Origin of the sequence: Mesorhizobium sp. M0938 (assembly GCF_040319125.1) — a bacterium.
In the GTDB taxonomy this organism is placed as follows: Bacteria; Pseudomonadota; Alphaproteobacteria; order Rhizobiales; family Rhizobiaceae; genus Mesorhizobium; species Mesorhizobium robiniae.
Genome location: NZ_JAMYNS010000006.1, coordinates 196,686 through 219,392, shown reverse-complemented (window position 1 = coordinate 219,392; position 22,707 = coordinate 196,686). Strand labels below are relative to the sequence as shown.

Annotated in this window: 16 protein-coding genes; 9 read left to right on the top strand and 7 right to left on the bottom strand. The window is 61.7% G+C overall.

The features are described 5' to 3' along the window. The first annotated feature begins 359 nt into the window (after positions 1-359). From NKH73_RS12940 to NKH73_RS12925, 4 genes are all read left to right on the top strand, one after another. Entirely contained in the window at positions 360-989 is a 630-nt protein-coding gene (locus tag NKH73_RS12940; RefSeq protein WP_352931886.1) for a 4Fe-4S dicluster domain-containing protein, read from the top strand. A gap of 104 nt (positions 990-1,093) precedes the next feature. Further along, positions 1,094-1,825 carry a dienelactone hydrolase family protein gene (locus NKH73_RS12935; protein WP_352931884.1) on the top strand — a complete coding sequence of 244 codons (732 nt, stop codon included), beginning with the start codon at positions 1,094-1,096 and terminating at the stop codon, positions 1,823-1,825. A gap of 90 nt (positions 1,826-1,915) precedes the next feature. Then, on the top strand, positions 1,916-2,476 hold the full coding sequence (locus NKH73_RS12930) for an RNA polymerase sigma factor (protein ID WP_352932251.1): 561 nt from the start codon (positions 1,916-1,918) through the stop codon (positions 2,474-2,476). Between the two features lie 2 nt (positions 2,477-2,478). Continuing rightward, the gene (locus NKH73_RS12925) at positions 2,479-4,563 is read left to right on the top strand and encodes a YfbK domain-containing protein (protein ID WP_352931882.1); all 2,085 of its coding nucleotides are present in this window, start codon (positions 2,479-2,481) and stop codon (positions 4,561-4,563) included. 110 nt (positions 4,564-4,673) lie between these two features. On the opposite strand, the gene bmt is transcribed toward NKH73_RS12925, so the two are convergent. Both bmt and NKH73_RS12915 read right to left on the bottom strand, forming a co-directional pair. After that, positions 4,674-5,690: a betaine--homocysteine S-methyltransferase gene (gene bmt, locus NKH73_RS12920; RefSeq protein ID WP_352931880.1), complete on the bottom strand. Its 1,017-nt coding sequence runs from the start codon at positions 5,688-5,690 to the stop codon at positions 4,674-4,676. A 90-nt stretch (positions 5,691-5,780) separates the two neighbouring features. Further along, on the bottom strand, positions 5,781-6,623 hold the full coding sequence (locus NKH73_RS12915; protein WP_029351899.1) for a helix-turn-helix domain-containing protein: 843 nt from the start codon (positions 6,621-6,623) through the stop codon (positions 5,781-5,783). Between the two features lie 228 nt (positions 6,624-6,851). Between NKH73_RS12915 and NKH73_RS12910 the strand changes: the two genes are divergently transcribed. Together NKH73_RS12910 and NKH73_RS12905 are read left to right on the top strand one after the other, a co-directional pair. Continuing rightward, positions 6,852-7,862, top strand: coding sequence for a fatty acid desaturase (locus tag NKH73_RS12910; RefSeq protein WP_352931877.1), 1,011 nt, complete (start codon positions 6,852-6,854; stop codon positions 7,860-7,862). A gap of 95 nt (positions 7,863-7,957) precedes the next feature. Continuing rightward, positions 7,958-8,758: a phosphate/phosphite/phosphonate ABC transporter substrate-binding protein gene (locus NKH73_RS12905; protein WP_352931875.1), complete on the top strand. Its 801-nt coding sequence runs from the start codon at positions 7,958-7,960 to the stop codon at positions 8,756-8,758. Between the two features lie 5 nt (positions 8,759-8,763). On the opposite strand, the gene NKH73_RS12900 is transcribed toward NKH73_RS12905, so the two are convergent. From NKH73_RS12900 to NKH73_RS12885, 4 genes are all read right to left on the bottom strand, one after another. Then, positions 8,764-10,083 (bottom strand): M24 family metallopeptidase, encoded by a 1,320-nt coding sequence (locus NKH73_RS12900; RefSeq protein WP_352932249.1) that lies wholly within the window; start codon positions 10,081-10,083, stop codon positions 8,764-8,766. Positions 10,084-10,149: 66 nt separating this feature from the next. Further along, positions 10,150-11,667: a glycosyltransferase family 39 protein gene (locus NKH73_RS12895; protein ID WP_352931873.1), complete on the bottom strand. Its 1,518-nt coding sequence runs from the start codon at positions 11,665-11,667 to the stop codon at positions 10,150-10,152. Between the two features lie 192 nt (positions 11,668-11,859). After that, positions 11,860-14,433 carry a GcvT family protein gene (locus NKH73_RS12890; RefSeq protein WP_352931871.1) on the bottom strand — a complete coding sequence of 858 codons (2,574 nt, stop codon included), beginning with the start codon at positions 14,431-14,433 and terminating at the stop codon, positions 11,860-11,862. 94 nt (positions 14,434-14,527) lie between these two features. Beyond that, complete coding sequence (locus NKH73_RS12885) at positions 14,528-16,105, bottom strand: trimethylamine methyltransferase family protein (RefSeq protein ID WP_352931869.1); 1,578 nt, start codon at positions 16,103-16,105, stop codon at positions 14,528-14,530. A 210-nt stretch (positions 16,106-16,315) separates the two neighbouring features. Here NKH73_RS12885 and NKH73_RS12880 point away from each other — a divergent pair, with 210 nt between their 5' ends. Next, positions 16,316-17,476 (top strand): MFS transporter, encoded by a 1,161-nt coding sequence (locus NKH73_RS12880; protein ID WP_352931867.1) that lies wholly within the window; start codon positions 16,316-16,318, stop codon positions 17,474-17,476. A 26-nt stretch (positions 17,477-17,502) separates the two neighbouring features. Here NKH73_RS12880 and NKH73_RS12875 read toward each other — a convergent pair whose 3' ends face one another. Beyond that, positions 17,503-18,042: a hypothetical protein gene (locus tag NKH73_RS12875; protein ID WP_352931865.1), complete on the bottom strand. Its 540-nt coding sequence runs from the start codon at positions 18,040-18,042 to the stop codon at positions 17,503-17,505. Positions 18,043-18,177: 135 nt separating this feature from the next. Here NKH73_RS12875 and NKH73_RS12870 point away from each other — a divergent pair, with 135 nt between their 5' ends. After that, positions 18,178-20,253: a prolyl oligopeptidase family serine peptidase gene (locus tag NKH73_RS12870; protein ID WP_352931863.1), complete on the top strand. Its 2,076-nt coding sequence runs from the start codon at positions 18,178-18,180 to the stop codon at positions 20,251-20,253. 219 nt (positions 20,254-20,472) lie between these two features. Next, on the top strand, positions 20,473-21,852 hold the full coding sequence (locus tag NKH73_RS12865; RefSeq protein ID WP_352931861.1) for an aspartate aminotransferase family protein: 1,380 nt from the start codon (positions 20,473-20,475) through the stop codon (positions 21,850-21,852). The last annotated feature ends 855 nt before the right edge of the window (positions 21,853-22,707 follow it).

The window sequence follows — 22,707 nt, the reverse complement described above, 5'->3', positions numbered from 1 at the left end:
GCCAGCCTTCGCTTCGATGACTGGACGGTATCGTTCCATGATTGAAGCCCAAGCAGCGCTTCGCGGTTTGAAATTTCAAACTTGTTCCATTGAGTTAGAATTTGATCTGCCTCGGACCCCCGTCTGCTCGGATGACGAAAACGGGTTTAGGTGCTCATTGACGATTGTCGATGATCGGGGGAAGGCCTGGAGCCATATGATCTCGGGATGTTCCCGCCCTCACGATCCGAAACGAGAGTCACGCAGCTTACGAGCTTCATAAGGCGACTATGTCCAATGTGACATCCTTTGGGTTGCAATCGCATGGGTCCCGACCTCGTTATGAAGGCGTTAGCAACGCCTTGACCGCTCACGGCCTCATGCTTCGCGGCGGCTTCAATTTTACGGACGGCGAGCAAGCGCCTTCCGGTCTCTCTGGCGCTGCCGCCAGATCCGTACTGCTGGTGGGGCAGGCGGGTGCTGCGCCGTGGCCGCACTTCCTGCGCTGGAAGGAAAGCCAATCACGGACCATCGCGAATCCGCTCGACACGTGGGCGCGTGAAGTGATCGGCGCGGTGGCGGAAATTTTCGGCGCGCGTGCCGTGTCGCCGTCCGACAGACCATATCTGCCGTTCCAGCAATGGGCCATGCGAGCGGAGGGGCTGAAGCCGTCGCCGCTCGGCATCCTCATGCATCCGCAATACGGGCTCTGGCACGCCTATCGTGGCGCGCTGCTGTTCGAGGACGAGATTGCGATCCAAGAACCTCGCGACGTGATTCACCTCTGCGATACATGTCTGGAAAAGCCCTGCCTGAAATCTTGTCCGGTCGATGCGTATTCTGCGGCTGGTTTCGCGCATGAAACTTGTCTGGTGCATGTGCGTGGGCAAAACGGCGCGCCTTGCCGAACCGGCGGCTGTCTCGACCGCAACGCCTGTCCCTATGGTCCGGAATACCGGTATCCCCCAGAGGTTCAGGCTTTTCACATGGCGGCGTTCGCGCGTCTGTAGCGTCGCCGAATGCTGCACGGAATCTTGAATAGGGTTGCCGCATTACGACTTGCCCCGATGGCTTGCGTGAATATGTATCGCACGACAAGTCATAGGAGTGGGTGATGGCGAAGCGGGATATTCAGATCAAAACCGGCGACGGCTTGGCAAAAGCCGGTCTGTTCCGCTCGGCAGCCCCGGTCAAGGGGGCTATCATCCTCTATATGGACGCTTTTGGCCCGCGGCCGGCGCTCGACCAAATGGCGGAACGGCTTGCAGGCAACAATTACGCGGTATTGGTCCCGGACATTTTCTACCGCAACGCGCCCTACGGCCCTTTTGAGGCCAAGACCGCATTCAGTGACGAGAAGCGCAAGGCCGTCATCACAGGTCTCCTCAGCGGCACGACACAGGACATGACCATCCGCGACAGCGGCGCTTTCCTCGATGCGCTCGATGCCGAAGGCGTGGCCGGACCAGTCGGCACCGTCGGCTACTGCATGGGCGGCGCGCGGGCGCTGAATGCTGCCGCGGCCTATCCCGGTCGCATCGTTGCTGCGGCCAGTTTCCATGGCGGCAATCTGGCGAGCGATGCCGCCGACAGCCCGCACCGCAAGGCTGCGTCGATCAAGGCGCGGGTCTATGTCGGCACGGCTGGTGTGGACCGCAGCTTCCCACCCGAACAGTCGGCGCGGCTGGCCGAAGCGCTGCGCACGGCCGAGGTCGACCACGTCATCGAGAACTATGCCGGCATGGCGCATGGCTGGTGCGTGCCGGACCACAGCGCCTTCGATGCGACCGGCGCCGAGCGCCACTGGAAACGATTGGCGACGCTGTTCGCGGAGACGCTTGGATAGGGCGTAGACGGTCTTCATGTGACCGCCTGCCAAAAAATTTCTTCCCTCATCCCAAGGAATCGCCACTAGCCTTCGTCCAACAGGCAAATGATGGAGCTGATGCTGGATGAAAGCGAAGCCTCCGACGCCGAGTTGATCGGTCGGGCGAAGGACGGAGACAGGGGGGCTTTCGGCACATTGCTCGAAAGGCACTATGATTTCGTCTATCGCGCCGCGTATCGCTGGTGCGGAAAAAAGGCCGACGCCGAAGACATCGCCCAGGAAGTCTGCGTCCGGCTTGGCCGGGCGATCCGCGACTATCATGGCAGCGGCGCCTTCACCACCTGGCTTTACGCCATGACACTGAATGCGGCGCGCGACATGATGCGCAAGACTGCACGCGAGACGGTCAAGACCCAAGCCTATGGCGCTTACGAGCTGATCTCGGGAGAAGCCCCGGCCGAACCCGAAGATCCAGCCGAGTCGCTTTGGGCGGCGGTGCGGATGCTGCCGGGCAAGCAGCGCGACGCCGTGCTCCTCGTCTATGGCGAAGGGCTGAGCCACGCTGCCGCTGCCGAGGCGATGGGGATCTCTGAGACGACGGTTTCCTGGCACATCCATGAAGCGAAGAAACGGTTGAAGACGCTCATGCGTTCAGCCGGGGAAGTGTGATCATGGTCGACGACGACGAACTCAACAGGCTGCGCGACATCGCAGCACCGGCACCGGGTGCCGACGCAAAGGCGCGTGCCTTTGCAGCCGCCATGCGTGCCTACGACTTGGACGAAAAAACTTCACCTGCCGCCCAAGGATCTGCCGGCGGGCTTCGTCTCACAGAGCGAGCACAAAGGCTCTGGAGCGAAATCATGCAAAAGAAACTCTTCGCCACGCCGGCCATTGCCGGGCTCGTCGCCCTGCCGATCGCCGGATACGCCACCATCTATATGCTGCAGGAGCAGCCGTTCCGTTCCGGTGGGGACGAGAAGATCACCGAAACGCTCGCCGACAAACCTGTGGCCAATGCGCCGCCAACGGTGACGCCGCTCACCGTAACCGAGGCTGACAAGCGGAAGAAAGCCGATGTCGACGTTGAAAGCCGCGTCGCAGCCGAGGCACTTGCGCCGGCATCGCCACCGAAGCCCGAATCGGCGGCTGTCAGCGGCATGGCAAGGCAGGATGCGCTGACCCGCAATGCGCCCCCGCCGGCGCCGATCGGCGAGCTCGCACAGGACGGCGGCGCAAGCGCCCCAGCGGTCGGCACAACAGCCGAATCCAAACTGATGGCGCAGCCCTCCACCATTCCGGCTGACCAGATCCTGCCGCAGGAGCAAAACCGCGACCGCGTCGAGGGTTTCAAGACCAATCCGGTGCGTGCCGCGCTCGAGGAGCCGGTCTCGACGTTCTCGATCGATGTCGACACGGCCTCCTATTCCTTCGTGCGGCGTTCGCTCAGGGAAGGTTTTGTGCCGCAGCCCGATACGGTTCGCGTCGAGGAAATGGTCAACTACTTCCCCTATGACTGGAAAGCGCCTGAGACCGCCTCGACGCCGTTCAATTCGACCGTCAGCGTCATGCCGACGCCATGGAACGAGCACACCAAGCTGATGCATGTCGCCATCAAGGGGTTCGACGCCAAGCCGACCGAGCAGCCCAAGGCCAATCTGGTGTTCCTGATCGACGTGTCGGGCTCAATGAACGAGCAGGACAAGCTGCCGCTCCTGCAATCGGCCTTCCGGCTGCTGGTCGGCAAATTGAGACCCGACGATACCGTCTCGATCGTCACCTATGCGGGCGACGCCGGCACCGTGCTCGAACCGACCAAGGTCTCCGAGAAGGACAGGATCCTCAATGCCATCGACACTTTGACGCCCGGCGGAAGCACGGCCGGCGAGGCTGGCATCAAGGAAGCCTACCGGCTGGCGCAAAAGTCCTTCGTCAAGAATGGCGTCAACCGGGTGATGCTGGCCACCGATGGCGACTTCAATGTCGGCCAGACCGACGACGATGACCTGAAGCGGCTGATCGAGCAGGAGCGCAAGACCGGCGTATTCCTGTCGGTGTTCGGCTTCGGCCGCGGCAATCTGAACGATCAGATGATGCAGACCATCGCCCAGAACGGCAACGGCACCGCCGCCTATATCGACACGTTGGCCGAGGCCGAGAAGGTGCTGGTCGAGGGTGCGTCTTCGACATTGTTCACCATCGCCAAGGACGTGAAGATCCAGGTCGAGTTCAATCCGCAAAAGGTCTCGGAATACCGGCTGATCGGCTATGAGACCCGCGGCCTGAACCGCGAAGATTTCAACAATGATCGGGTCGATGCCGGCGAGATCGGTTCGGGGCATTCGGTCACCGCGATCTATGAGATCGCGCCGAAGGGCAGCGGCGGCGAGAAGATCGATCCGCTGCGCTACGGGCAGGCTTCGGTGAACAATGGCGGCGTTGCCAACGCCGACGAATATGCCTTTGTCAAAATCCGCTACAAGCTGCCGAACGAGGACGTCTCCAAGCTGATCACCACGCCGGTGACATCGGCCAACGAAGTGTCATCCTTCGACCAGGCCAGCACCGACCAGCGCTTCTCCGTCGCCGTCGCGGCCTTTGGCCAGAAGCTGCGCGACGAGGATGCGACCGCGAAGTTCGGCTACGACAAGATCATGGAAATTGCCACTGCCGCCCGAGGAGCCGACCGGTTTGGGTACCGGTCCGAGTTCCTCTCGCTTGTGCGCCTTGCCTCGGCGCTTGGCGGTAACCGGTAGTGGCGATACGGCCGGTTTTCTTCAGATGGGATCGTTCTGATACGGGATAACCGACCCACGGGCGGGTGAGGCAGGCCGGCAGGGGAAACCTTGCCGGCTTTTCAACATTGTCAGGCGCGGCTGCGCCGACGCTCGCGGCGGGCTTCGCTGGTCTCGGCGGTGTTGGCCGTCGCCTGCTTGTTGCGCATCGGGCCGATGCGCTCGACGATTTTCTCGACGGTCGGACGATCCGACCTGGCGTGCGCATCGAGCGCCTTGCGCATCGCGGCAAGATGGGCGAACGAGGTGCCGCAGCAACCGCCGACGATTTTGGCGCCGGCATCGACGGCGAGCCTGACGTAGTCGGCCATCAGTTCGGGCGTGCCGGAATAGTGGATCTCGGTGCCGCGGAATTCCGGAATGCCGCAATTGCCCTTGACGATCACCGTCGCCTCTGGCTTCGCCTCGGTCATGTCGAGCAGCGAGGCGAGAATATCGGAGGCGCCAACGCCGCAATTGGCGCCGACACCGAGCGGCGCCTGTGACAGTCCATCGGCGACGCCGTGGATATCCCTAGGCAGCAGCCCCATCATGGTGCGGCCAGCGGTGTCGAAGGAGCCGGTATAGGTATAGGGCAGGCCGACGCGGATCGCGGCTTCTGCTGCCGCGCGGATTTCGTCCGGCGCCGACATGGTCTCGATCCAGGCGACTTCGGCGCCGCCGGCCTTCAGGCCCTCGATCTGCTCGGCAAAAGCCTCGACTGCCTCGCCATAGGTCATGGCACCGAGCGGCACCAGCAATTCGCCGGTCGGGCCGACCGAGCCGGCGACGATCACCTTGCGGCCGGCTTTATCGGCGACAGCGCGGGCGATCTCGGCAGCGCGCTTGTTCAGCGCATGTACGCGGTCCTGCGCATGGTGCAGCTTCAGCCGGTGACGGGTGCCGCCGAAGGAGTTGGTCAGAATGATGTCGGCGCCGGCATCGACGAAGTTCTGGTGCAGGCTGGTGATGGTGTCGGGCGCCGTCTCGTTCAACAGCTCGGGAGCTTCGCCTGCCTCCAGCCCCATGGCGAACAGATTGGTGCCGGTGGCGCCATCGGCGAGCAGAACGCCCTTTTCGGCAAGCAGCGCGTCAATCGGGTTGGTCATTGGAAATACGCCTTCCGGGGAATTCTTTGTCGGGATAAGGATATAAAGAACTCTTTATATGGCGTCAATGTCGGCGCAGGAAACAGGCCGTCAAAATCGCATTTCCGCCAGCCTTTGCGTGAAGCTGGCGGCTTCGTGCGCGTTGATATCGGCGGCGCGGATCAGATTGTCGAAATGGCTGGTTAGCGTGCGGACCGGCTGGGTCGCGTTCAGCACCAGATACATGTCGCCGACGTAGATCGCGGCGCGATAGGGTCCGAAGATGGTGTAAGGGATCGAATAGCGCATCCGCCCGTCATAGAGAAACAGGCGGAAGGTCGGATAAAGATCGTCGAGCAGTGTCGCCATGTGGAGAAGCTGCTGGTGGCGGTCGGCCTCCGGGAAACGGTCCCACACGCCTAAGCCCCGCGCAAAGATCTCCAGCGTATGGCGCGGCATGCAGACTTCCATGTCGGTTTCCGGCCGCCGGTTGTAGTCGATGCGGTACTGCGTTTCGCCGGCCTGCGCCTCGCGGCTCTTGTTGGCAATGCCGGCTTCGTAGTCGACAAGCGCCTCGGTGCGCAAAAGATCGGGAATGCCGGCCGGCACGTAACGGATTTTCGTGCCCGCGGCCTCGGCATGCCATCTGGCCAGCAGCGTGCGGTCGAAACCGTCGGGCGCTTCCTCGATCTCGAGGCTTTCGCGGATCTCACCGGTGACGCCTTCGTCCTGGCTGAGGCCGAGCAGCCAGTCGAGCGACACCTTGAATTCAGCGGCGATGTTGAGCAGCGTTTCGGCGCGCGGAAGGCGTGTCGAGGCGCCGGACAGCAGCTGCGAAAGCGCTGAACGGTCAATGCCCACCGCCGTCGCAAAGGCGGACTGGTTCAAGTCGGACCTTGTCAGGAGCATTTTCAAGCGCTCTCGAAAGATCGTCGACAGGTCGCGCTTGTCCATATCGTTATTCCGGGCGTTGGAAGGAAAAATTTTCGCCTAAGCAGCGAAAGCGCAACTTCCGGCGTAAACGAATCCTTGATCGTGTTTACAATACATAACATATGCGGCTGAAAATGCGCAATCGCAACATCTTGTGCGCTTTGTCGCGTTGCAGCAACGCAAGGCTCCTGACACAATGTTGTCAGGAATCAAAATGGTTCCGGCGACTGGAAAGCGGTGGTCGATAGCATGACAAGCATAGGCAGCAGACGACGCAGTGCACCGGCCATCGAATGGCCGACCGTGTTTCTCGCAGTTTTCTGCTACGGCACATGGCTTGCAGCCGGTTTGTTCCTGTGGCCTTCCTATCCGTTGCTGGCGCTAACCGTTTTGGCCTTGATGGCCGCACTGCAATCCTCGCTGGCCCACGAAGTCCTGCACGGCCATCCGACCCGCAATGCACAGCTCAATGAAGCTTTTGTCTTCCTGCCGATCGGCCTCGTCTGGCCGTTCCGCCGGTTCAAGACCATTCACCTGCGTCACCATGCCGACGAACGGCTGACCGACCCGCTGGACGACCCCGAAAGCTACTACAAGGCGCTGTGGCACCATGACGAATTGCCGCCAGCGATGAAATTCCTGCTGAAGATCAACAACACCATGATCGGCCGCTTCGTACTCGGCCCTTGGCTCTCCTGCATCGGCTTCTTCATCGACGATGCCAAGCAGATGCTCGCCGGCGACAGGGCGATCCGCAAGGCGTGGTTACTGCACGCCGTCGGCCTCGCCGTCGTGCTGCCGGTCGTGCAATTCGGCTTCGGCGTCCCGCTGTGGCTTTACATTCTGGTGCCGGTGTGGCTCGGCCAGTCGCTGATTTCGATCCGCACCTTCGCCGAGCACCAGTGGTCGGAGCATCCGGAAGGCCGCACGGTGATTGTCGAACGTTCGCCGCTGTCCTTCCTGTTCCTCAACAACAATCTGCATTTCGTCCACCACAAGAGCCCGACAGTTGCCTGGTACCGGCTGCCGAAGCTGTTTGCCGACCGCCGTGACGAGTGGCTGCGGATGAACAATGGCTATGCGTATCCGAACTATTTCGCGCTGCTCAGGGCTTATGCATTCAAGGCTAAGGAGCCGATCGTCCATCCGGTGCTAAGGCGCACGCCGGAGCCGGGACGGGCGTTCAAGCCGCGCATCAGGGCGCGCAGCTTGAATGGACTTGGCAGTGCGCCAGTGCCCGCCGAGCCGCCGAAGGAATAATTTTGCGACTTTGCCGCGCTAGCGGCTATCCTTGTCGCGGGCGCCTGGCGCCAATGGTACCATCAACCCCTCTGGCATAATGGTCGATTCCCGGCATGAGCGAATTCATTGCGGCTTTGCCGATGTACGACTGGCCCGAAAGGCGCCACGAGGTCGACGCCCAATGGGCGCAGCTGCGTGACGCCTTTCGGCAACAAGACATCGATGTGCCGGAGACCCTCATGCGCCGCAATGGCGACCTGCCGCCGGTGCCGGGTGGTGTTCGCGATGCCGCTGGAAACGTGATCGCGCCCGATCCGGCAACATTACCGCCGAACGAACTGGATTTTCACAAGCTTTGGCTGCATCCCGCGCTGCTGTTCGCGCAGAGCTGCTGGGGGCCGATGGAACTCGGTCTGTCAAAGCATGTCCAACTGGTTGGTCAGCCGAGCTATTCCGCATTCGAGGGCGGGCAGGGTGAACTCTATTCGAGCGCGCTCGTGATGCGGGCAGGTGAGGCGCCATCGGTCGCATCACCTGCCGACGGCAGCCCTCTCATCCCGGTCGATCTGCTGCGCGGCAAGCGCCTTACCTATAACAGCCTTGATTCGATGTCGGGCATCATCGCGCCGACGCGCGATCTGGAAGCGCTTGGCGAAAGCATGGACATCTTCTCGGAGCGCAGCGAGAGCGGTGGCCACCGGGCTTCGATCATCGCCATTGCCGAGGGCAAGGCCGATGTCGCGGCCATCGACTGTCAGAGCTGGGCGCAGGCGCAGCGCTTCGAGCCTGCAGCCCAAGCGGTGGCGGTCGTCGGTTGGACAAAGCGGCGCAAAGGCCTGCCATTTATCACCGCCAGGACGACGCCGGAGAGGATCGTGGTGGCGTTGAGCGAGGCTGTTGCTGCGCTCGCATAAAACAATCAGCCGCCGAGCAGCCGCTCGTCGAGCGGGTAGGCCGAAAGCTTTTCGTTGCCGGTTTCGGTGATCAGGATCTGTTCCTCGATCTTGACGCCCTCGTGGCCGCCAAGCCGGCCGATATAGCTCTCGACGCAAAGCACCATACCTGACACAAGCACGCCGTCCGGCGTGTCGTCGGTCCAGTCGCTTGCATGCGGCAGCGTCGGGTATTCGTCGGCCAGGCCGACGCCGTGATAAAGCACGCCGTAGCGGGTTGGGAAGCAATCTCCGGGCGGCACCGCCGAGCGCTCGACGAGATCGCGGAAGGACATGCCCGGCTGCATCAGGTCGGTGTTGTGGGCGATCTGGTCGGCGGCGACGCGGTAAAGGTCACGTTGTTCGTTCGACGGCTTCTTGCCGCCGCATAGCCAGGTGCGCGACAGGTCGGCGCAGAAGCCGTAGGGGCCGATCAGATCGGTGTCGAAGGCGACGAGATCGCCGGCTTCGATAATTCGCGACGAGCATTCCTGAAACCAGGGGTTGGTGCGCGGGCCCGATGTCAAGAGGCGGGTTTCGATCCATTCGCCGCCACGCGCAATGTTGCCGCGGTGCAGTTCGGCCCACAATTCGTTCTCGGAAATGCCTGGGACGAGTGCGGTTTCCATTTCGCTCATCGCCGCCTCGCAAGCTACGATCGAGCGGCGCATGGCCAGGACTTCGTCTGGCGATTTGATCAGACGTGCATTTTCCATCAACGCTTCGCCATTGCCGATCGAAATGCCGAGGCGGGTGAGCGCTTCCACGCCCTCGGGATTGATATGATCGACGGCGATGCGGTTGATGCCGCCGCCATGCTCCCTCACCAGATCGGCGATGCCGGCCGCCCAGCGGCGGGTCTTTTGCTCGGTCAACTCGCCGCTATAGAGATACATCCACGACACAGCCGGCCGCACCTCATCGACGACGCCGGAATGGTCGGAAAGGTGCTCGCAGGAAAAATAATCGAACAGCACCACCGGGCCTTCGGTGGCGACGAAACAATGCCTGGTCGGATTGTGCGCGACCCAGAGCTGCATGTTGGTCGAATCCGTCGCATAGCGGATGTTGATCGGATCGTAGAGCAGGGCTCCAGCATAGCCGCGACGCTTCAGCTCGGCTCGGATGCGGTCGAGCCGGTACTGGCGCATCGCGGGCAGGTCGGGAGCAGCAAGGCCGGCGGCTTGCCATTCCGCTTCCGCCAATGCGCCGTAGCCAAGCACATGCTGGTTGAGTTCAGCGGCCTTCTGCCGCGACTTCAGGCGCAACGCCTCGATGAAGCCCGCTTCGTCCGGCTCGAATGGCATTATCTTGCGGTGGCGACCGAACCGTCGCTCGACGCCTGGCTCGCTCACTTTCCCATCCTTCCGATCTCAATCGGCCGCAGGAGCATTGGCATTTCGCTTTTTCAACTTGACGACGGTCACTAGCCTGCCTTCGCTGGAACCGAGAAATTCGGGAACCCTGAGGCTGCGGCGTTCACTGTCAAGGACGAAACCCGCCTGGTTGATGCGGTCCAGGATTTCCGGTTCCGGATCTGGTTTGTCAAGCCAGACCAGAACGGCGGGTTCCTGCAGCAACGCGGCGAAATCAGGCACCTCGTCCCCGAGAATGATAAGGTCGGGATCGACGAGCCTGAGATTGCCCACCCAGTGCCAGTCTGAAGTAACGGTCTTGACTGTGCCATCCGCGGTCAGGGCATTATACAGCGCCGGGTAGTCCAGGCGGACGACGCGTCCCTGGCCCGTTCCGCCGTAGACCTGATAAGCCCATGTCGCCGGCAAGATCAGTATGGCCAGTGCGGCTGCAACGGTGATGGTGAGGTTTTGCGCTGTCCTGCCTTTGTCGCCGAGGGCCTCCATGCGAGCAGCGAAAGCGACAGGCAGAAAAAGCAGGACCGGCAACAACCAGCGCGCCTTGAACGTGGTGGCGCCGCTGGCAATCACCAGCACAATAGTGATGCAGAGCCCGAAGCCGAGAATGCGCCACAGTAGTTTTTCCGACTCTGGAAGCCGCTGGCGGAGCGTCGATGGAACGACCCGTCCCGCCAGCATTGCCACCGCAAGAATCACGACCGGCAGGATGGCAAAATTCAGTACGGCATCGCCAAAGGCGATGATGCCTTTCAACGCGACGACGAAAGCACTGTCGCCTCCATTGATGCCGAACTTGTAGCTGCGCGCCAGCAATTCGGTCGGATGCGTGGCGGTCCAATACAATGTCGGCAGGCAGACCAGCAGCGCCACAGCCATGCTGATCATGATTTGCGGGCGCAGGATGACGTGGCGGGTTTCGCGCAACGTCAATGTCGCCGCCAGCATCGCGGCAATCAGGATGAAAAGGTTGTATTTCGCCAGCACAGCCGCACCGATCGCCAGGCCGAACAAGGCATAGGTCAGCAGCGATTTGCGCTGCAGCAGCTCGACGAGCGCAAGCAGCATCAGCCCCGAAAAACAAAACGCGGCAACGGTATGCGACAAGGTGTGCTGCATTTCCCAGATCAGCTGAGGAAACAGCAACAGACCCAAAATGGACGCAACTGCGGTGCGTTGGGCATAGCCGAGTTTTTGCACCACGACGAAGATGGACGCCAAGGCTACGAAAATCAGGGAGTATTTCAGTAATTTCAGCGCGAAGATGTTGGTTCCGAACACCGACGACGTCAGCCAGCCGAGCCAGGAGTAAAGCGGTGGCTGCGAGCCGCCATAGCCCGCCCATAAAAACCTGATATACATAAGCTGTTCGGAGTCATCGACACCGACCCCAGTTCCCGCCCAAAGGCTCGCCAGCGGCATCACGACGATCTGTGCGCAGCAATAGAGCGCGATCAGTACGATCGCCGCGGGGAAGGGGCCGATCCTGCCCTCGGCAAGCCATTCGGCCCATCTCATCGAGTGTTTCAAGGAATTCTCGTCGTCAGTGCCAGTTGCCGGCTCCGCTAGCATGAAGACCGCTTCCTGCACAACGTGACAGCACTGATCGCTGCTAGAGCGGCGGGCTTTCGAGTCGAATCGTACCGCCGCACTATCTCTTTGCCTGAGCATCGGATTTCCCAAACCGGACCCACTTTTGGGTCCGATGCTCTAGGTCCGCATCTTCTCGCCCCTCGGGTCGAACGGCGGCTCCATATTGATGCGGGCCGGCCGACGGCTTCCGAGGATTTCGATCTCGAACAAGCCGGCGCTCTCGTTGTCGGCCAAGGCGGCCGGCACATAGCCTTGCGCCATCGACTTCTGCACGTAATGTGCATAGCCGCCGGAGGTGACCCAGCCGACCACGCGCCAGTCGCCGTCGACGATGCCACGCACGGCCGAGGCGCCTTCCGCAGCCCTGGAGCCGCGCACTTCCTTGCCGTCCGCACCGAAACGTGGCGCGCCATAGCCATGCGGCTTTTCCACCGTGCCGTAGTCCTTGCCGCCGACCTTGGCCCAGATCGGTTCGTCGCCCATGACGTCGGCGTCCGCGGCATCGACGATGAAGGAGACGCGGCGCAGTTTCGGCCCTTCCGCATGCTCCCGGGCCGCAGCTTCGCGTCCGATGAAATCATTCTTCTCGAGCTTGATGAAGCGATCCATCGCACCTTCGAACGGGCCATAGATCGGGCGCAGTTCGCGGAACCAGGTCGGAAAATTCTTTTCCAGGCGCATCGACAGCAAGGCGCGCATGCCGAAATCGACGATGCCAAACTCCTCGCCGGCATCCTTGATCGCCTTGTAGACCAGGCGCTGATAGGCTGGCGCCATCCAGATCTCGTAACCGAGATCGCCGGTATAGGTAACTCGATTGACCATGCAGGGCGCGCCGCCGACCGCCATCTCGCGGAAATCCATGAAGCGGAAAGCCTTGGTCGAGACATCCACGTCAACAAGCTTCTGCAGCAGATCGCGCGATCTCGGCCCGGCGATCGAGAGGCCGACAAGCGTCTGGTCGAAGCGGTGGATGCGGACGCTACCATCCCTCGGCAGGTGCTTCTCGAACCAGCGCATATGATATTTCTGCGCCGCCGACGAGCTCCAGATCATGAAGCGCTCTTCACCAGCCTTGGCGATGGTGAAGTCGCCGATCAGCCTGCCGAACTCGTTCAGCATCGGGGTCAGCACGATGCGGCCGATCTTCGGCATGCGGTTGGTCATCAGCCGGTTGAGGAAATCTTCCGATCCCGGCCCGGACACTTCGTATTTGGCGAAGTTGGCGATCTCGGTGACGCCGACCCTTTCGCGGGTCGCACGCACTTCCTCGCCGATCGGCCCGAAATCGTTGGAACGGTGGAACGAAACGATATCCTTCGGCTCCGTGCCTTTCGGCGCGAACCAGAGTGGCGTTTCGAGGCCCCACGAATCGCCCATGACGGCATTGTTGGCCAGCATCGTGTCGTAGAGCGGCGTCGTCTGAGCCGGGCGAGCAGCCGGCAATTCCTCGTTGGGAAAGCGTATGGAAAAGCGGCGCGAATAGTTTTCGCGCACCTTGGCATTGGTGTAGCGCAGCGTTGCCCATTCGCCGAAGCGGGCGACGTCCATGCCCCAGACGTCGAAGCCGGGGTCGCCATTGACCATCCAGTTCGACAGCGCCAACCCGACGCCGCCACCTTGCGAGAAGCCGGCCATGACGGCGCAGGCGCACCAGAAATTGGTCAGGCCCTGCACCGGGCCGACCAGCGGGTTGCCGTCCAGCGCGAAGGTGAAGGGACCGTTGATGATCTGCTTGATGCCGGCCTTCTCGATGCCGGGGAAATGCTTGAAGCCGATTTCGAGCGACGGCGCGATGCGGTCGATGTCGGGTTGCAGCAGCTCATGGCCGAAATCCCATGGCGTGTTGACCGGCGACCACGGCTTGCAGGCCTTTTCATAAGTGCCGAGCAGGATGCCGTTGCGCTCCTGGCGGGTGTAGATCTCGCCTTTGAAGTCCATCACGCCGATCATCTCGCGGCCGGTCGATTTGTTGAATTCTTCGACCTCCGGCATCGGCTCGGTCAAAAGGTACATATGCTCCATGGCCAGCAGCGGCAACTCGACACCGACCATGCGGCCGATCTCGCGAGCCCACAGGCCGCCGCAGTTGACGACATGTTCGGCCTTGACCGTGCCTTGCTCGGTGACGACGTTCCAGGTGCCGTCGACTTCCTGCGTCAGCTCGACGACGCGGTTGCGCAGCACGATTTCGGCGCCGAGCTTCCTGGCAGCCTTGGCATAGGCGTGGGTGGTGCCGGAAGGATCGAGATGGCCTTCGACCGGATCCCACATGGCGCCGACGAAATTCGTTTCGTCCATCAGCGGGAACATCGCCTTGGCCTCGGACGGCGTTATCAGCTCGGTGTCCATGCCGAGATAGCGGCCCTTGGCGTGGGCGAGGCGTAAAAAGTCCATGCGCTCGGGTGTGTCGGCCATCATCACGCCGCCGGTCAGGTGCAGCGAACAGGACTGGCCGGAAAGCTCCTCGATCTCCCTGTAGAGCTGCACCGTATAGGCCTGCAGCTTGGCGACATTGGGATCGCCGTTGAGCGTATGGAAGCCGCCCGCCGCATGCCAGGACGAGCCGGAGGTGAGCTCCGAACGCTCGATCAGCATGATGTCGGTCCAGCCGGCCTTGGCCAGATGGTAGAGCACCGAGCAGCCGACGACGCCGCCGCCGATGACAACCGCTTTTGCATGAGATTTCATGAAGATAGTTCCGTTTTTGCGTAAACTGAATCAGTTGATTGGTCAGCGATGACTCCGCGCCTCGACGCGAAGTTAAAGCGTTGCCGAGTGTCGGTCAGAAATCGGTCGGCGCGCCGCCTTCGGACCGGCGTTTTTCGACGAATGCGTTGAGCTCTTCGCGAATGGCCGGGTCCATGTAAGGCTCTTCGTAGGACGCCAGCCGTTCCTTCCACACCTTGTTGGCCTTTTCGAGAGCCGTCGGCGATCCGGCTTCGGCCCAGGTCTCGAAATTGCGCCAATCGGAGATAACAGGGGAGTAGAAGGCGGTCTTGTAGCGGTCCTGGGTGTGCTGGGTGCCGAAGAAATGGCCGCCCGGACCGACCGACTGGATAGCGTCGAAGCCGAGTGCTTCCTCTGAAAGGTCGAGCGGGGTCAAAAATTCCGCCACCATCTGCAGCAGGTCGATGTCCAGAATGGTCTTCTCATAGGAGCAGCGCAGGCCGCCCTCGAGCCAGCCGGCCGCATGCATCATCAGATTGCCGCCACCTTGGATGGCGCCCCACAGCGAGAACACGCTTTCATAGGCCGCCTGCGCGTCGACTGTGTTGGCGGCGCAGGTGTTGGAGGTGCGGTAGGGTATGTTGTAGCGGCGGGCGAGCTGGCCGCCGACCAATTGCGCCTTCATGTATTCCGGCGTGCCGAAGGCCGGCGCGCCGGACTTCATGTCGACATTGGAGGTGAAGCCGCCATAGCCGACAGGGGCGCCCTTGCGCACCATCTGTGCGAAGGCGATGCCGGACAGCGCTTCCGCATTCTGCTGCACCAGCGCACCGGCGATGGTCACGGGCGCCATGGCGCCCGACAGGGTGAATGGCGTGACGATGACGACCTGGCCCTTGCTCGACATCTGGATAATGCCTTCCATCATCGGCACATCGAGCTTGAGCGGCGAATTGGTGTTGATGATGGTGAACACCGACGGCTCTTCGAGAAGCTGTTCGTCGCTGATGCCGCGCGCGATCCTGGTGATCTCGATGCCGTCGACATTGCGCTCCTTGCCGAGCGAATAGATGTGGAACACCTTGTCGGTGAGCATGCTCAAATCGCGGATGCATTCGAGGTGCCGGACGGACGGATGGATATCGATCGGCTCGACCGGATAACCGCCCGTGCAGTTCAGGATGTTGTGCATCTGCGCGAGCTTGAGGAAGTTGCGGTAATCCTGCTGGTTGCCCGGCCTGCGACCGCGGTCGATGTCGGAGCAATTGGGCGCCGACGCCATCATCGAGATGATCAGATTATCGCCACCGAAGCGGACATTATGCGCCGGATTGCGGGCGTGGATGGTGAATTCCGACGGGCAGTGCGAAACAAGTTCAAGGATCATGTCGCTGTCGAAGCGCACCCGCTCGCTGCCTTCGCGGACATCCGCGCCATGTGCCTTCATGATGCGCCTTGCTTCATCGTGCAGCACGTCGACGCCGATTTCCCTGAGAACGCGCAGCGAGGCGAGGTGGATCGATTCCAGCTCGTCGTCGGATACCAGCGTCGTCGGCGTCAGCGGAATTTTCAGCTGACGGAAAGGCGGCTGCTCGAACGCCGCCGCTGCGCCGGCGCGCTTCCCCGCGCGGCCGCCACGACGGGCGCGGTCGTTTGCCAGTGCCGGTTCGGCGGGATAAAGGGCGGCGGTCATAATAGGCCTCGTACGCTGCGACAGTGCGGCGGCATAATGGACCGCCAGCCGTCCCGCCATTGCGGAGGCGGCGACCACTAGGACGAGGGAAGCGACATGACGGCTCCGGGGCTGAAGGGGCTCTCTGGCTGGCGCAAGCGGTTCTCGCCGCCGGTGCTTCCCGGCACGCCGCCGAAACGCTAATCGTGCAGGTTCCTTATTGGTGCGATCATGACCCGGGTGGAACAGAGCGACGGCGAGAGAATGCAGTGGGCGGCGATCACCGGCGTGATCGCCACCGTTTCGGTGTTCGCCATCGCGCAAGGGCTGAGTTACCCGCTGTTGAGCTTCATCCTGCAGCGCCAGGGCGTCTCGCCGGCCATTATCGGGCTGTCGGCGGCGATGACGCCGGTCGGCTTTATCGTTTCGTCGCCGCTCATCCCAGCGCTGGCGCGCCGGTTCGGGGCAGGGCGCACCGCGCTCACCTGCGCCGCCCTTTCGGCGATCGTGCTGGCGCTGATCGGCTGGACGCAAAATGTGTACCTATGGTTTCCGCTGCGCTTCCTGATCGGCGTGGTGACCAATCCGCTCTATGTGCTGAGCGAGATCTGGGTGATCGCGCTGGCGCCGCCGAAACGCCGTGGTCGTGTCATGGGGGTCTATTCCACAGTCATTTCGGCAGGTTTCGCCGCCGGTCCGCTGTGCCTGCTTGCCGTCGGCACCGAAGGCTGGCCGCCATTTCTCGTCGGCATCGCCGCGTTCGTCTTTTGCGGCGCCTGCCTAGCGCTGGTGCTGCGACGGCTGCCAAAGGTCGATGAGGCCGGGCACCAGGTTTCCGTCATGGGGTTTATACCGATGGCATGGCTGCTGTTGTCCGCGGTCGTCGTAGCCGCCGGTTTCGAACAGGGAGTACTGGCGCTGCTGCCGGTCTATGGAACGCATTATGGCATCGCGGAATCCCGCATGTCGGCGCTGCTGTCGATGATGATCGCCGGCAACATCGCCATGCAGGTGCCGCTCGGCCTGCTGGCGGAACGGCTGACGGCGCGTCTGGTGCGGTTTATCTGTGTGTCCCTAACGGTGCTCGGATGCGCGTTGTTGCCGGTTCTCATCGAAACGCCGCTGATCTGGCCATGCGTCTTTGTCTGGGGCGCGGCTTCCTACGGCATTTACACGATGTCGATCATCGAGCTCGGCGAGCGGTTCACCGGCTCGGCGCTGGTCGCCGGCAACGCCGCCTTCTCGCTGATGTGGGGCGTCGGCGGCATCGCAGTGCCGCCGCTGGCGGGCGGCGCCATGAATATTCTCGGTGCGGGCGGCCTGCCGATCACACTCGGCGCGATCTGCCTGGCGCTGGCGGTTACAACCGTCATGCGGCGGCGGATCGTGTGAGATTCGTATCGAAGTGCTGTAAGCCCTCAATTGCCTTGCCGTCTGAAAATAGCCCATAGGTCACAATCGGCATGGTGTTCCGGTGGATAGTATTTGCTGCGTAGCGTTCCTTGAATTTCAACAGCACGATCAAAGTCTGGGATCAGTCCGACGCTGGAGAGTTCCGAGTTCGCGAATGCTTCCGGAAAGCCGCCGCAATTGGTTAGCGCGCTTGTTGAGACGTCCTGGTCCAGCAAGTCGTAGCCAAGGAACGTGAATCCATTCCAGTCAAGGTGGCGCACGTCCGTTGAGGGCCGTCGGATCACACCAAGGACGTTGAGGTCGTTCGCGTCGACCAATTCCGAAAGAAGGAAGTCCAGATCCACAAAGAAGTCGAGCATGTATTCTTCGTTCACAATATGAGGCCAGTAGCTGTCCTTCGTATCTGCCAGTGCGACCGGGCAGAGCATCCCGTCGAGCGTGACGACCTCGCTCAACTGTGTGAGGCCCGACCACTGGATGTACTCCTTCCATCCTGTGCCGTTGACCGCATCAAACTTCTCATTCGCAATGTAGAGACGTTGCATGAAGTTCCCTTGCACCCTACGCAGAAGGCTTGCCTATGGAGACTACGGAGTCTGTTCGTTTTACGTGTTTCAATTGAATCTCGATAGCGCCATGCCGATGTTTGCGGCACCGAGCTTGACGATTTCGGAGACCACATGACCAAAGCTATGACACAAAAGCAGCCAGATTCATCCGGCGTGGCCGAGGATCCCTTTCTCTGGCTGGAGGACAGGACAGGCAAGGAAGCGCTCGACTGGGTTCACCGTCAGAACGCGGTTACAACAGGTGAATTGCAGGGCGATCCGTCCTACCAGGCCGCCTTCCAGACCGCGCTCGACCTGATGACGGCCGAAGACAACATTGCGGTCGGGTCTGCACTCAACGGCCACGTCTATAATTTCTGGCAGGACAAGACCAATGTGCTCGGCCTCTGGCGACGCACGACGGTCGCTTCCTACAAGACCGACAAACCGCAGTGGGAGACGATCATCGACTTCGACATGCTGTCGGCGAAAGAGGGCGTGAAATGGGTGTTCAGCGGCGCCAGCCGGCTTTATCCCGACTTCACCCGCTGCCTGCTCTCGATGTCGCCGGATGGCGGCGACGCCAGTGAGATGCGCGAATTCGACATCGACACCAAATCCTTTGTCGAGGGCGGCTTTCGCGCACCCGCCTCGAAGTCCGGCTTCGGCTGGCTGGACAAGGACACGGTCATCGTCTCGGCTGCCTTCGAGGAGGACGAAAAAACCCAGTCCGGTTATCCGCGCGTGGTCAAGCTTTGGCAGCGCGGCACCAGGCTGGAGGATGCGACGCCGATCTTCGAGGCGCAGAAGCAGGATCTCGCCGCCGGCGGTTCCCTCGAATACGACGGCGATAAGCGGCATCTGTTCCTGACCCGGACGCTCGACTTCTTCGCCTCGCATAGTTTTCTGCGTCTGCCTTCCGGCCAAAACAAGCGCATTCCGCTGCCGGATGACGTCACCGACACGGCACTGTTTCGGGATCAGTTCGTCTTTGGGGTGCGCAGTCCGTGGACGGCGCCGGACGGCACGCTGTGCCAGCCTGACGGCCTCTATTCGCTGGATTTCGCACGCTGGATCGAAACCGGTGCGCTAGATCAGGTGGAAACCGTGCTCCAGCCGGCGCAGCGCGTTTCCATCGCCGGCATTGCCCGTACGCAGGACCGGTTGTTCATCAATCTGATGGACAATGTACGCGGCAAGGTCGTCGTCTGCGAGCGCAACCATGACAGCTGGTCGCTGGAACCTGTCGCGCTGCCGGAGAATGGCAATGTCGGCATCGCCCATGCCGAACATTTCGGCTCCAGCGTCTCCTTCTCCTTCACCGATTTTCTGACGCCGAGTTCGATCATCTGGTCGGACGACAATGCTGCGACGCTTATGACGGTGAAATCGCAGCCGGCGCGTTTCGATTCTGCCTCCCTTGTCTCGGAACAGTTCGAGGCACGCTCGAAAGACGGCACCATGATCCCGTACTTCGTCGTCAGGCGGCGCGACCAGGACGGGCCGGTGCCGACGCTGCTTTACGGCTATGGCGGCTTCGAAGTGCCGTTGCTGCCCGGCTATGCCGGCGTGCGCGGCAGGCTGTGGCTGGAAAAGGGCAATGCCTATGTACAGGCCAATATCCGCGGCGGCGGCGAGTTCGGCCCGAACTGGCATCAGGCCGCGCTCAAGGCCAATCGTCAGAAGGCCTTCGACGATTTCGCCGCGGTCGCGCAGGACCTGGTGAAACGTGGCATCGCCACGCCGGCGACGCTCGGTATCCAGGGCGGCTCGAATGGCGGCTTGCTGACTGGCGTTTCGTTGACCCAGCATCCGGAGCTTTTCGGTGCTGTGATCATCGACGTGCCGCTGCTCGACATGCTGCGTTATACCGAGCTGCCGCCCGGCTCATCCTGGATGGCCGAGTATGGCGATCCGGCGAAGCCGGAGGAGGCCGCGTGGCTGGCCGCTTACTCACCTTATCAGCATGTAAAGACCGATGCGGCCTATCCGCCGGTGCTGCTGACAACGTCGACCGCCGACGACCGCGTCCATCCCGGCCATGCGCGCAAGATGGCGGCGCGGCTGCAGGCCGCCGGGCACGCCAATACGCTGTTCTTCGAGGAGACCGAGGGCGGCCATGGCGGGCGCGGCGATCGTCGGCCGCAGGCAGCACAGGCGGCGATGAAGTATGTCTTCCTGCAACGTGCGCTGAACGGAACCGCTTGAACGGAACTGCTTGAACTGATCGTATCGGGCGGCATAAGGTGCTGCATGGCTCGGATGAAGACATGTCGCGCATTTGGGGTGGCGGTGACGCCGTCGCCGCGCACGCTTCGCGCGGAGCTTTTGCGGCTTTGCGCCCGCATCGGCTATTCGCCGCCCGCGCTCCTCTGACGAATCCGCCCCGGCAAAACGCCGGATTGGTTCAAAGAGGAAAGATCAGACATGACTTATCAGAATTATTCGCTGAAGCAGCTTCAGCAGATCGATGCCGCGCATCACCTTCATCCGTTCACCGACCATAAGGAGATGCGCGAGGCCGGCTCACGCATCATCACCCACGCCAATGGTCCGTTCATCTACGATTCCGAAGGTACGGAAATCCTCGACGGCATGGCCGGGCTATGGTGCGTCAATGTCGGTTACGGACGCGACGAGCTGGCCGACGCGGCTTACGCCCAGATGAAGGAACTGCCTTATTACAATTCCTTCTTCAAATGCTCGACACCGACCCCGGTACTGCTGGCCAAAAAGCTGGCGGAACTGGCGCCGAAACACGTCAACCAGGTGATCTACGGGTCGTCCGGTTCGGAGGCCAACGACACGGCGCTGCGCCTTGTCCGCCACTATTGGGCACTGGAAGGCAAGCCGGAGAAGAACCGCATCATCTCGCGCAAGACGGCCTATCACGGCTCGACCATTGCCGGCACGTCGCTGGGCGGCATGGAGCCGATGCACAAGCAGCTCAACGGCGCGGTTCCCAACATCGTCCATGTGATGATGCCCTACGCCTACGAGCTGGCTCTGCCAGGCGAAAGCGACCATGATTTCGGCCTGCGCGCGGCCAAGGCCGTCGAGGACGCCATCCTTGAAGCCGGCGCCGACAAGGTCGCCGCCTTCATCGGCGAGCCGGTGATGGGGGCAGGCGGCGTGAAGATACCGCCGATGAGCTATTGGCCGGAAGTACAGCGCATCTGCCGCAAATACGATGTCCTCCTGATGCTGGACGAGGTCATCACCGGCTATGGCCGCACCGGCGAGTGGTTCGCAGCTCAGACCTTCGGCATCGAGCCCGATACCATCACCACCGCCAAGGCGCTGACCTCCGGCTATCAGCCGCTGTCGGCGCTGCTGGTCGGTGATCGTATCGCCGCGACGCTGGTCGAGAAGGGCGGCGAGTTCAATCACGGCTATACTTATGCCGGCCACCCCGTGGCCTGCGCCGTGGCGCTGAAGAACCTCGAGATCATGGAGCGGGAAGGTCTGGTCGATCGGGTCAAGAACGACACCGGACCCTATTTCGCCAAGGCGCTGCAGGAGCACATTGGCGGTCACGATCTGGTCGGCGAAGTGCGCTCGATCGGGCTGATGGGGGCGATCGAGATCGTCAGGGATAAGGCGACCAAGGAGCGCTTCCTGCCGGCCGGGAGCGCGGCCGTGATTGTCCGCGACCACGCGATCGCGCAAGGCATGATGCTGCGCGCCACCGGCGACACGATGATCTTGTCGCCGCCGCTGATCTGGACGAGCGAGACGATCGACATGGCCTGCGAGCGTATCGCCAAGGCGCTTGATCTGGCGCAAGCCGATTTGCGCAAGCGGTAGGATAAACCATCGCCGGGCGTCTTGAAGCCGGACGCCCGGCGTTTGAATGCCGCATTCTGCCGAAGATCTCGCCAGGCGAGGATCGGCCGTGAGGTCGGCAATCAGGTCTCCTACACCCTGAGCACGAACCCCAAGAAGGTCAGCTTCCAGAAGCATTCGATGAGTCATCGACCGCAACATCAATCTGATGCGCGCCGTGTCGGTCTTGTCCCAGACTGACACCTTGTCCTAGGAGTACCAGCCGGAGGAGCCGCTCACGAAGGATCGCTACGAGGATTCCGGCGGCGACGCGCCGTATTTACCTTAACGTGTGAGAAGTAGAGAGACATCGACACGAGGTGCGAAAAAGCAACGCCAATACAGCTGATTGGTTACGGCGTAGGTATTCTCGCAGATATGGTATTGGCCGTCTGGAGATTCCTGTACACGGTCCCGTGGGATGGTGAAATTATGCGGCAAATAAGTGTAACCACCGTCTACCCTGGACCGCACCGAAGACCGAGGTATGGCGCGGCAATCAGAACCACCGCAACACCTGAATTTCGTCTGTGGATCGATCTTGTCTTCGTACCAATCATGGGCGTTGGCGGCCGTTGCGGCGGCGATACACATTGCCGTGAAGATGAACCTTCGCATGGCATTCCCTCAGGGATTTGGCAGGCGCTGCTCGTTCGAATGTCCATGTATATTAGCGTTCCGTTAAAAACGCCATTGGCCTCCGACTGACTAACGCAGCTCCAGCCGGCAAGCCTCGTCCATGCAGAACGCGGCAAGCGTGGCGAACGGCGGCTGTCTTTCACCCACCGGCAGATCAGTCGCGATGCCCGTAAGCCATCCGTAAGGCCGGTCCTGTCA

What these genes read in the sequence shown, in the direction of transcription:
- NKH73_RS12940 (WP_352931886.1), top strand. Translation starts at nt 360, where the DNA reads ATGCTTCGCGGCGGCTTCAATTTTACGGACGGCGAGCAAGCGCCTTCC.
- NKH73_RS12935 (WP_352931884.1), top strand. Translation starts at nt 1,094, where the DNA reads ATGGCGAAGCGGGATATTCAGATCAAAACCGGCGACGGCTTGGCAAAA.
- NKH73_RS12930 (WP_352932251.1), top strand. Translation starts at nt 1,916, where the DNA reads ATGGAGCTGATGCTGGATGAAAGCGAAGCCTCCGACGCCGAGTTGATC.
- NKH73_RS12925 (WP_352931882.1), top strand. Translation starts at nt 2,479, where the DNA reads ATGGTCGACGACGACGAACTCAACAGGCTGCGCGACATCGCAGCACCG.
- bmt (WP_352931880.1), bottom strand. Translation starts at nt 5,690, where the DNA reads ATGACCAACCCGATTGACGCGCTGCTTGCCGAAAAGGGCGTTCTGCTC.
- NKH73_RS12915 (WP_029351899.1), bottom strand. Translation starts at nt 6,623, where the DNA reads ATGGACAAGCGCGACCTGTCGACGATCTTTCGAGAGCGCTTGAAAATG.
- NKH73_RS12910 (WP_352931877.1), top strand. Translation starts at nt 6,852, where the DNA reads ATGACAAGCATAGGCAGCAGACGACGCAGTGCACCGGCCATCGAATGG.
- NKH73_RS12905 (WP_352931875.1), top strand. Translation starts at nt 7,958, where the DNA reads ATGAGCGAATTCATTGCGGCTTTGCCGATGTACGACTGGCCCGAAAGG.
- NKH73_RS12900 (WP_352932249.1), bottom strand. Translation starts at nt 10,083, where the DNA reads ATGCCATTCGAGCCGGACGAAGCGGGCTTCATCGAGGCGTTGCGCCTG.
- NKH73_RS12895 (WP_352931873.1), bottom strand. Translation starts at nt 11,667, where the DNA reads ATGAGATGGGCCGAATGGCTTGCCGAGGGCAGGATCGGCCCCTTCCCC.
- NKH73_RS12890 (WP_352931871.1), bottom strand. Translation starts at nt 14,433, where the DNA reads ATGAAATCTCATGCAAAAGCGGTTGTCATCGGCGGCGGCGTCGTCGGC.
- NKH73_RS12885 (WP_352931869.1), bottom strand. Translation starts at nt 16,105, where the DNA reads ATGACCGCCGCCCTTTATCCCGCCGAACCGGCACTGGCAAACGACCGC.
- NKH73_RS12880 (WP_352931867.1), top strand. Translation starts at nt 16,316, where the DNA reads ATGACCCGGGTGGAACAGAGCGACGGCGAGAGAATGCAGTGGGCGGCG.
- NKH73_RS12875 (WP_352931865.1), bottom strand. Translation starts at nt 18,042, where the DNA reads ATGCAACGTCTCTACATTGCGAATGAGAAGTTTGATGCGGTCAACGGC.
- NKH73_RS12870 (WP_352931863.1), top strand. Translation starts at nt 18,178, where the DNA reads ATGACCAAAGCTATGACACAAAAGCAGCCAGATTCATCCGGCGTGGCC.
- NKH73_RS12865 (WP_352931861.1), top strand. Translation starts at nt 20,473, where the DNA reads ATGACTTATCAGAATTATTCGCTGAAGCAGCTTCAGCAGATCGATGCC.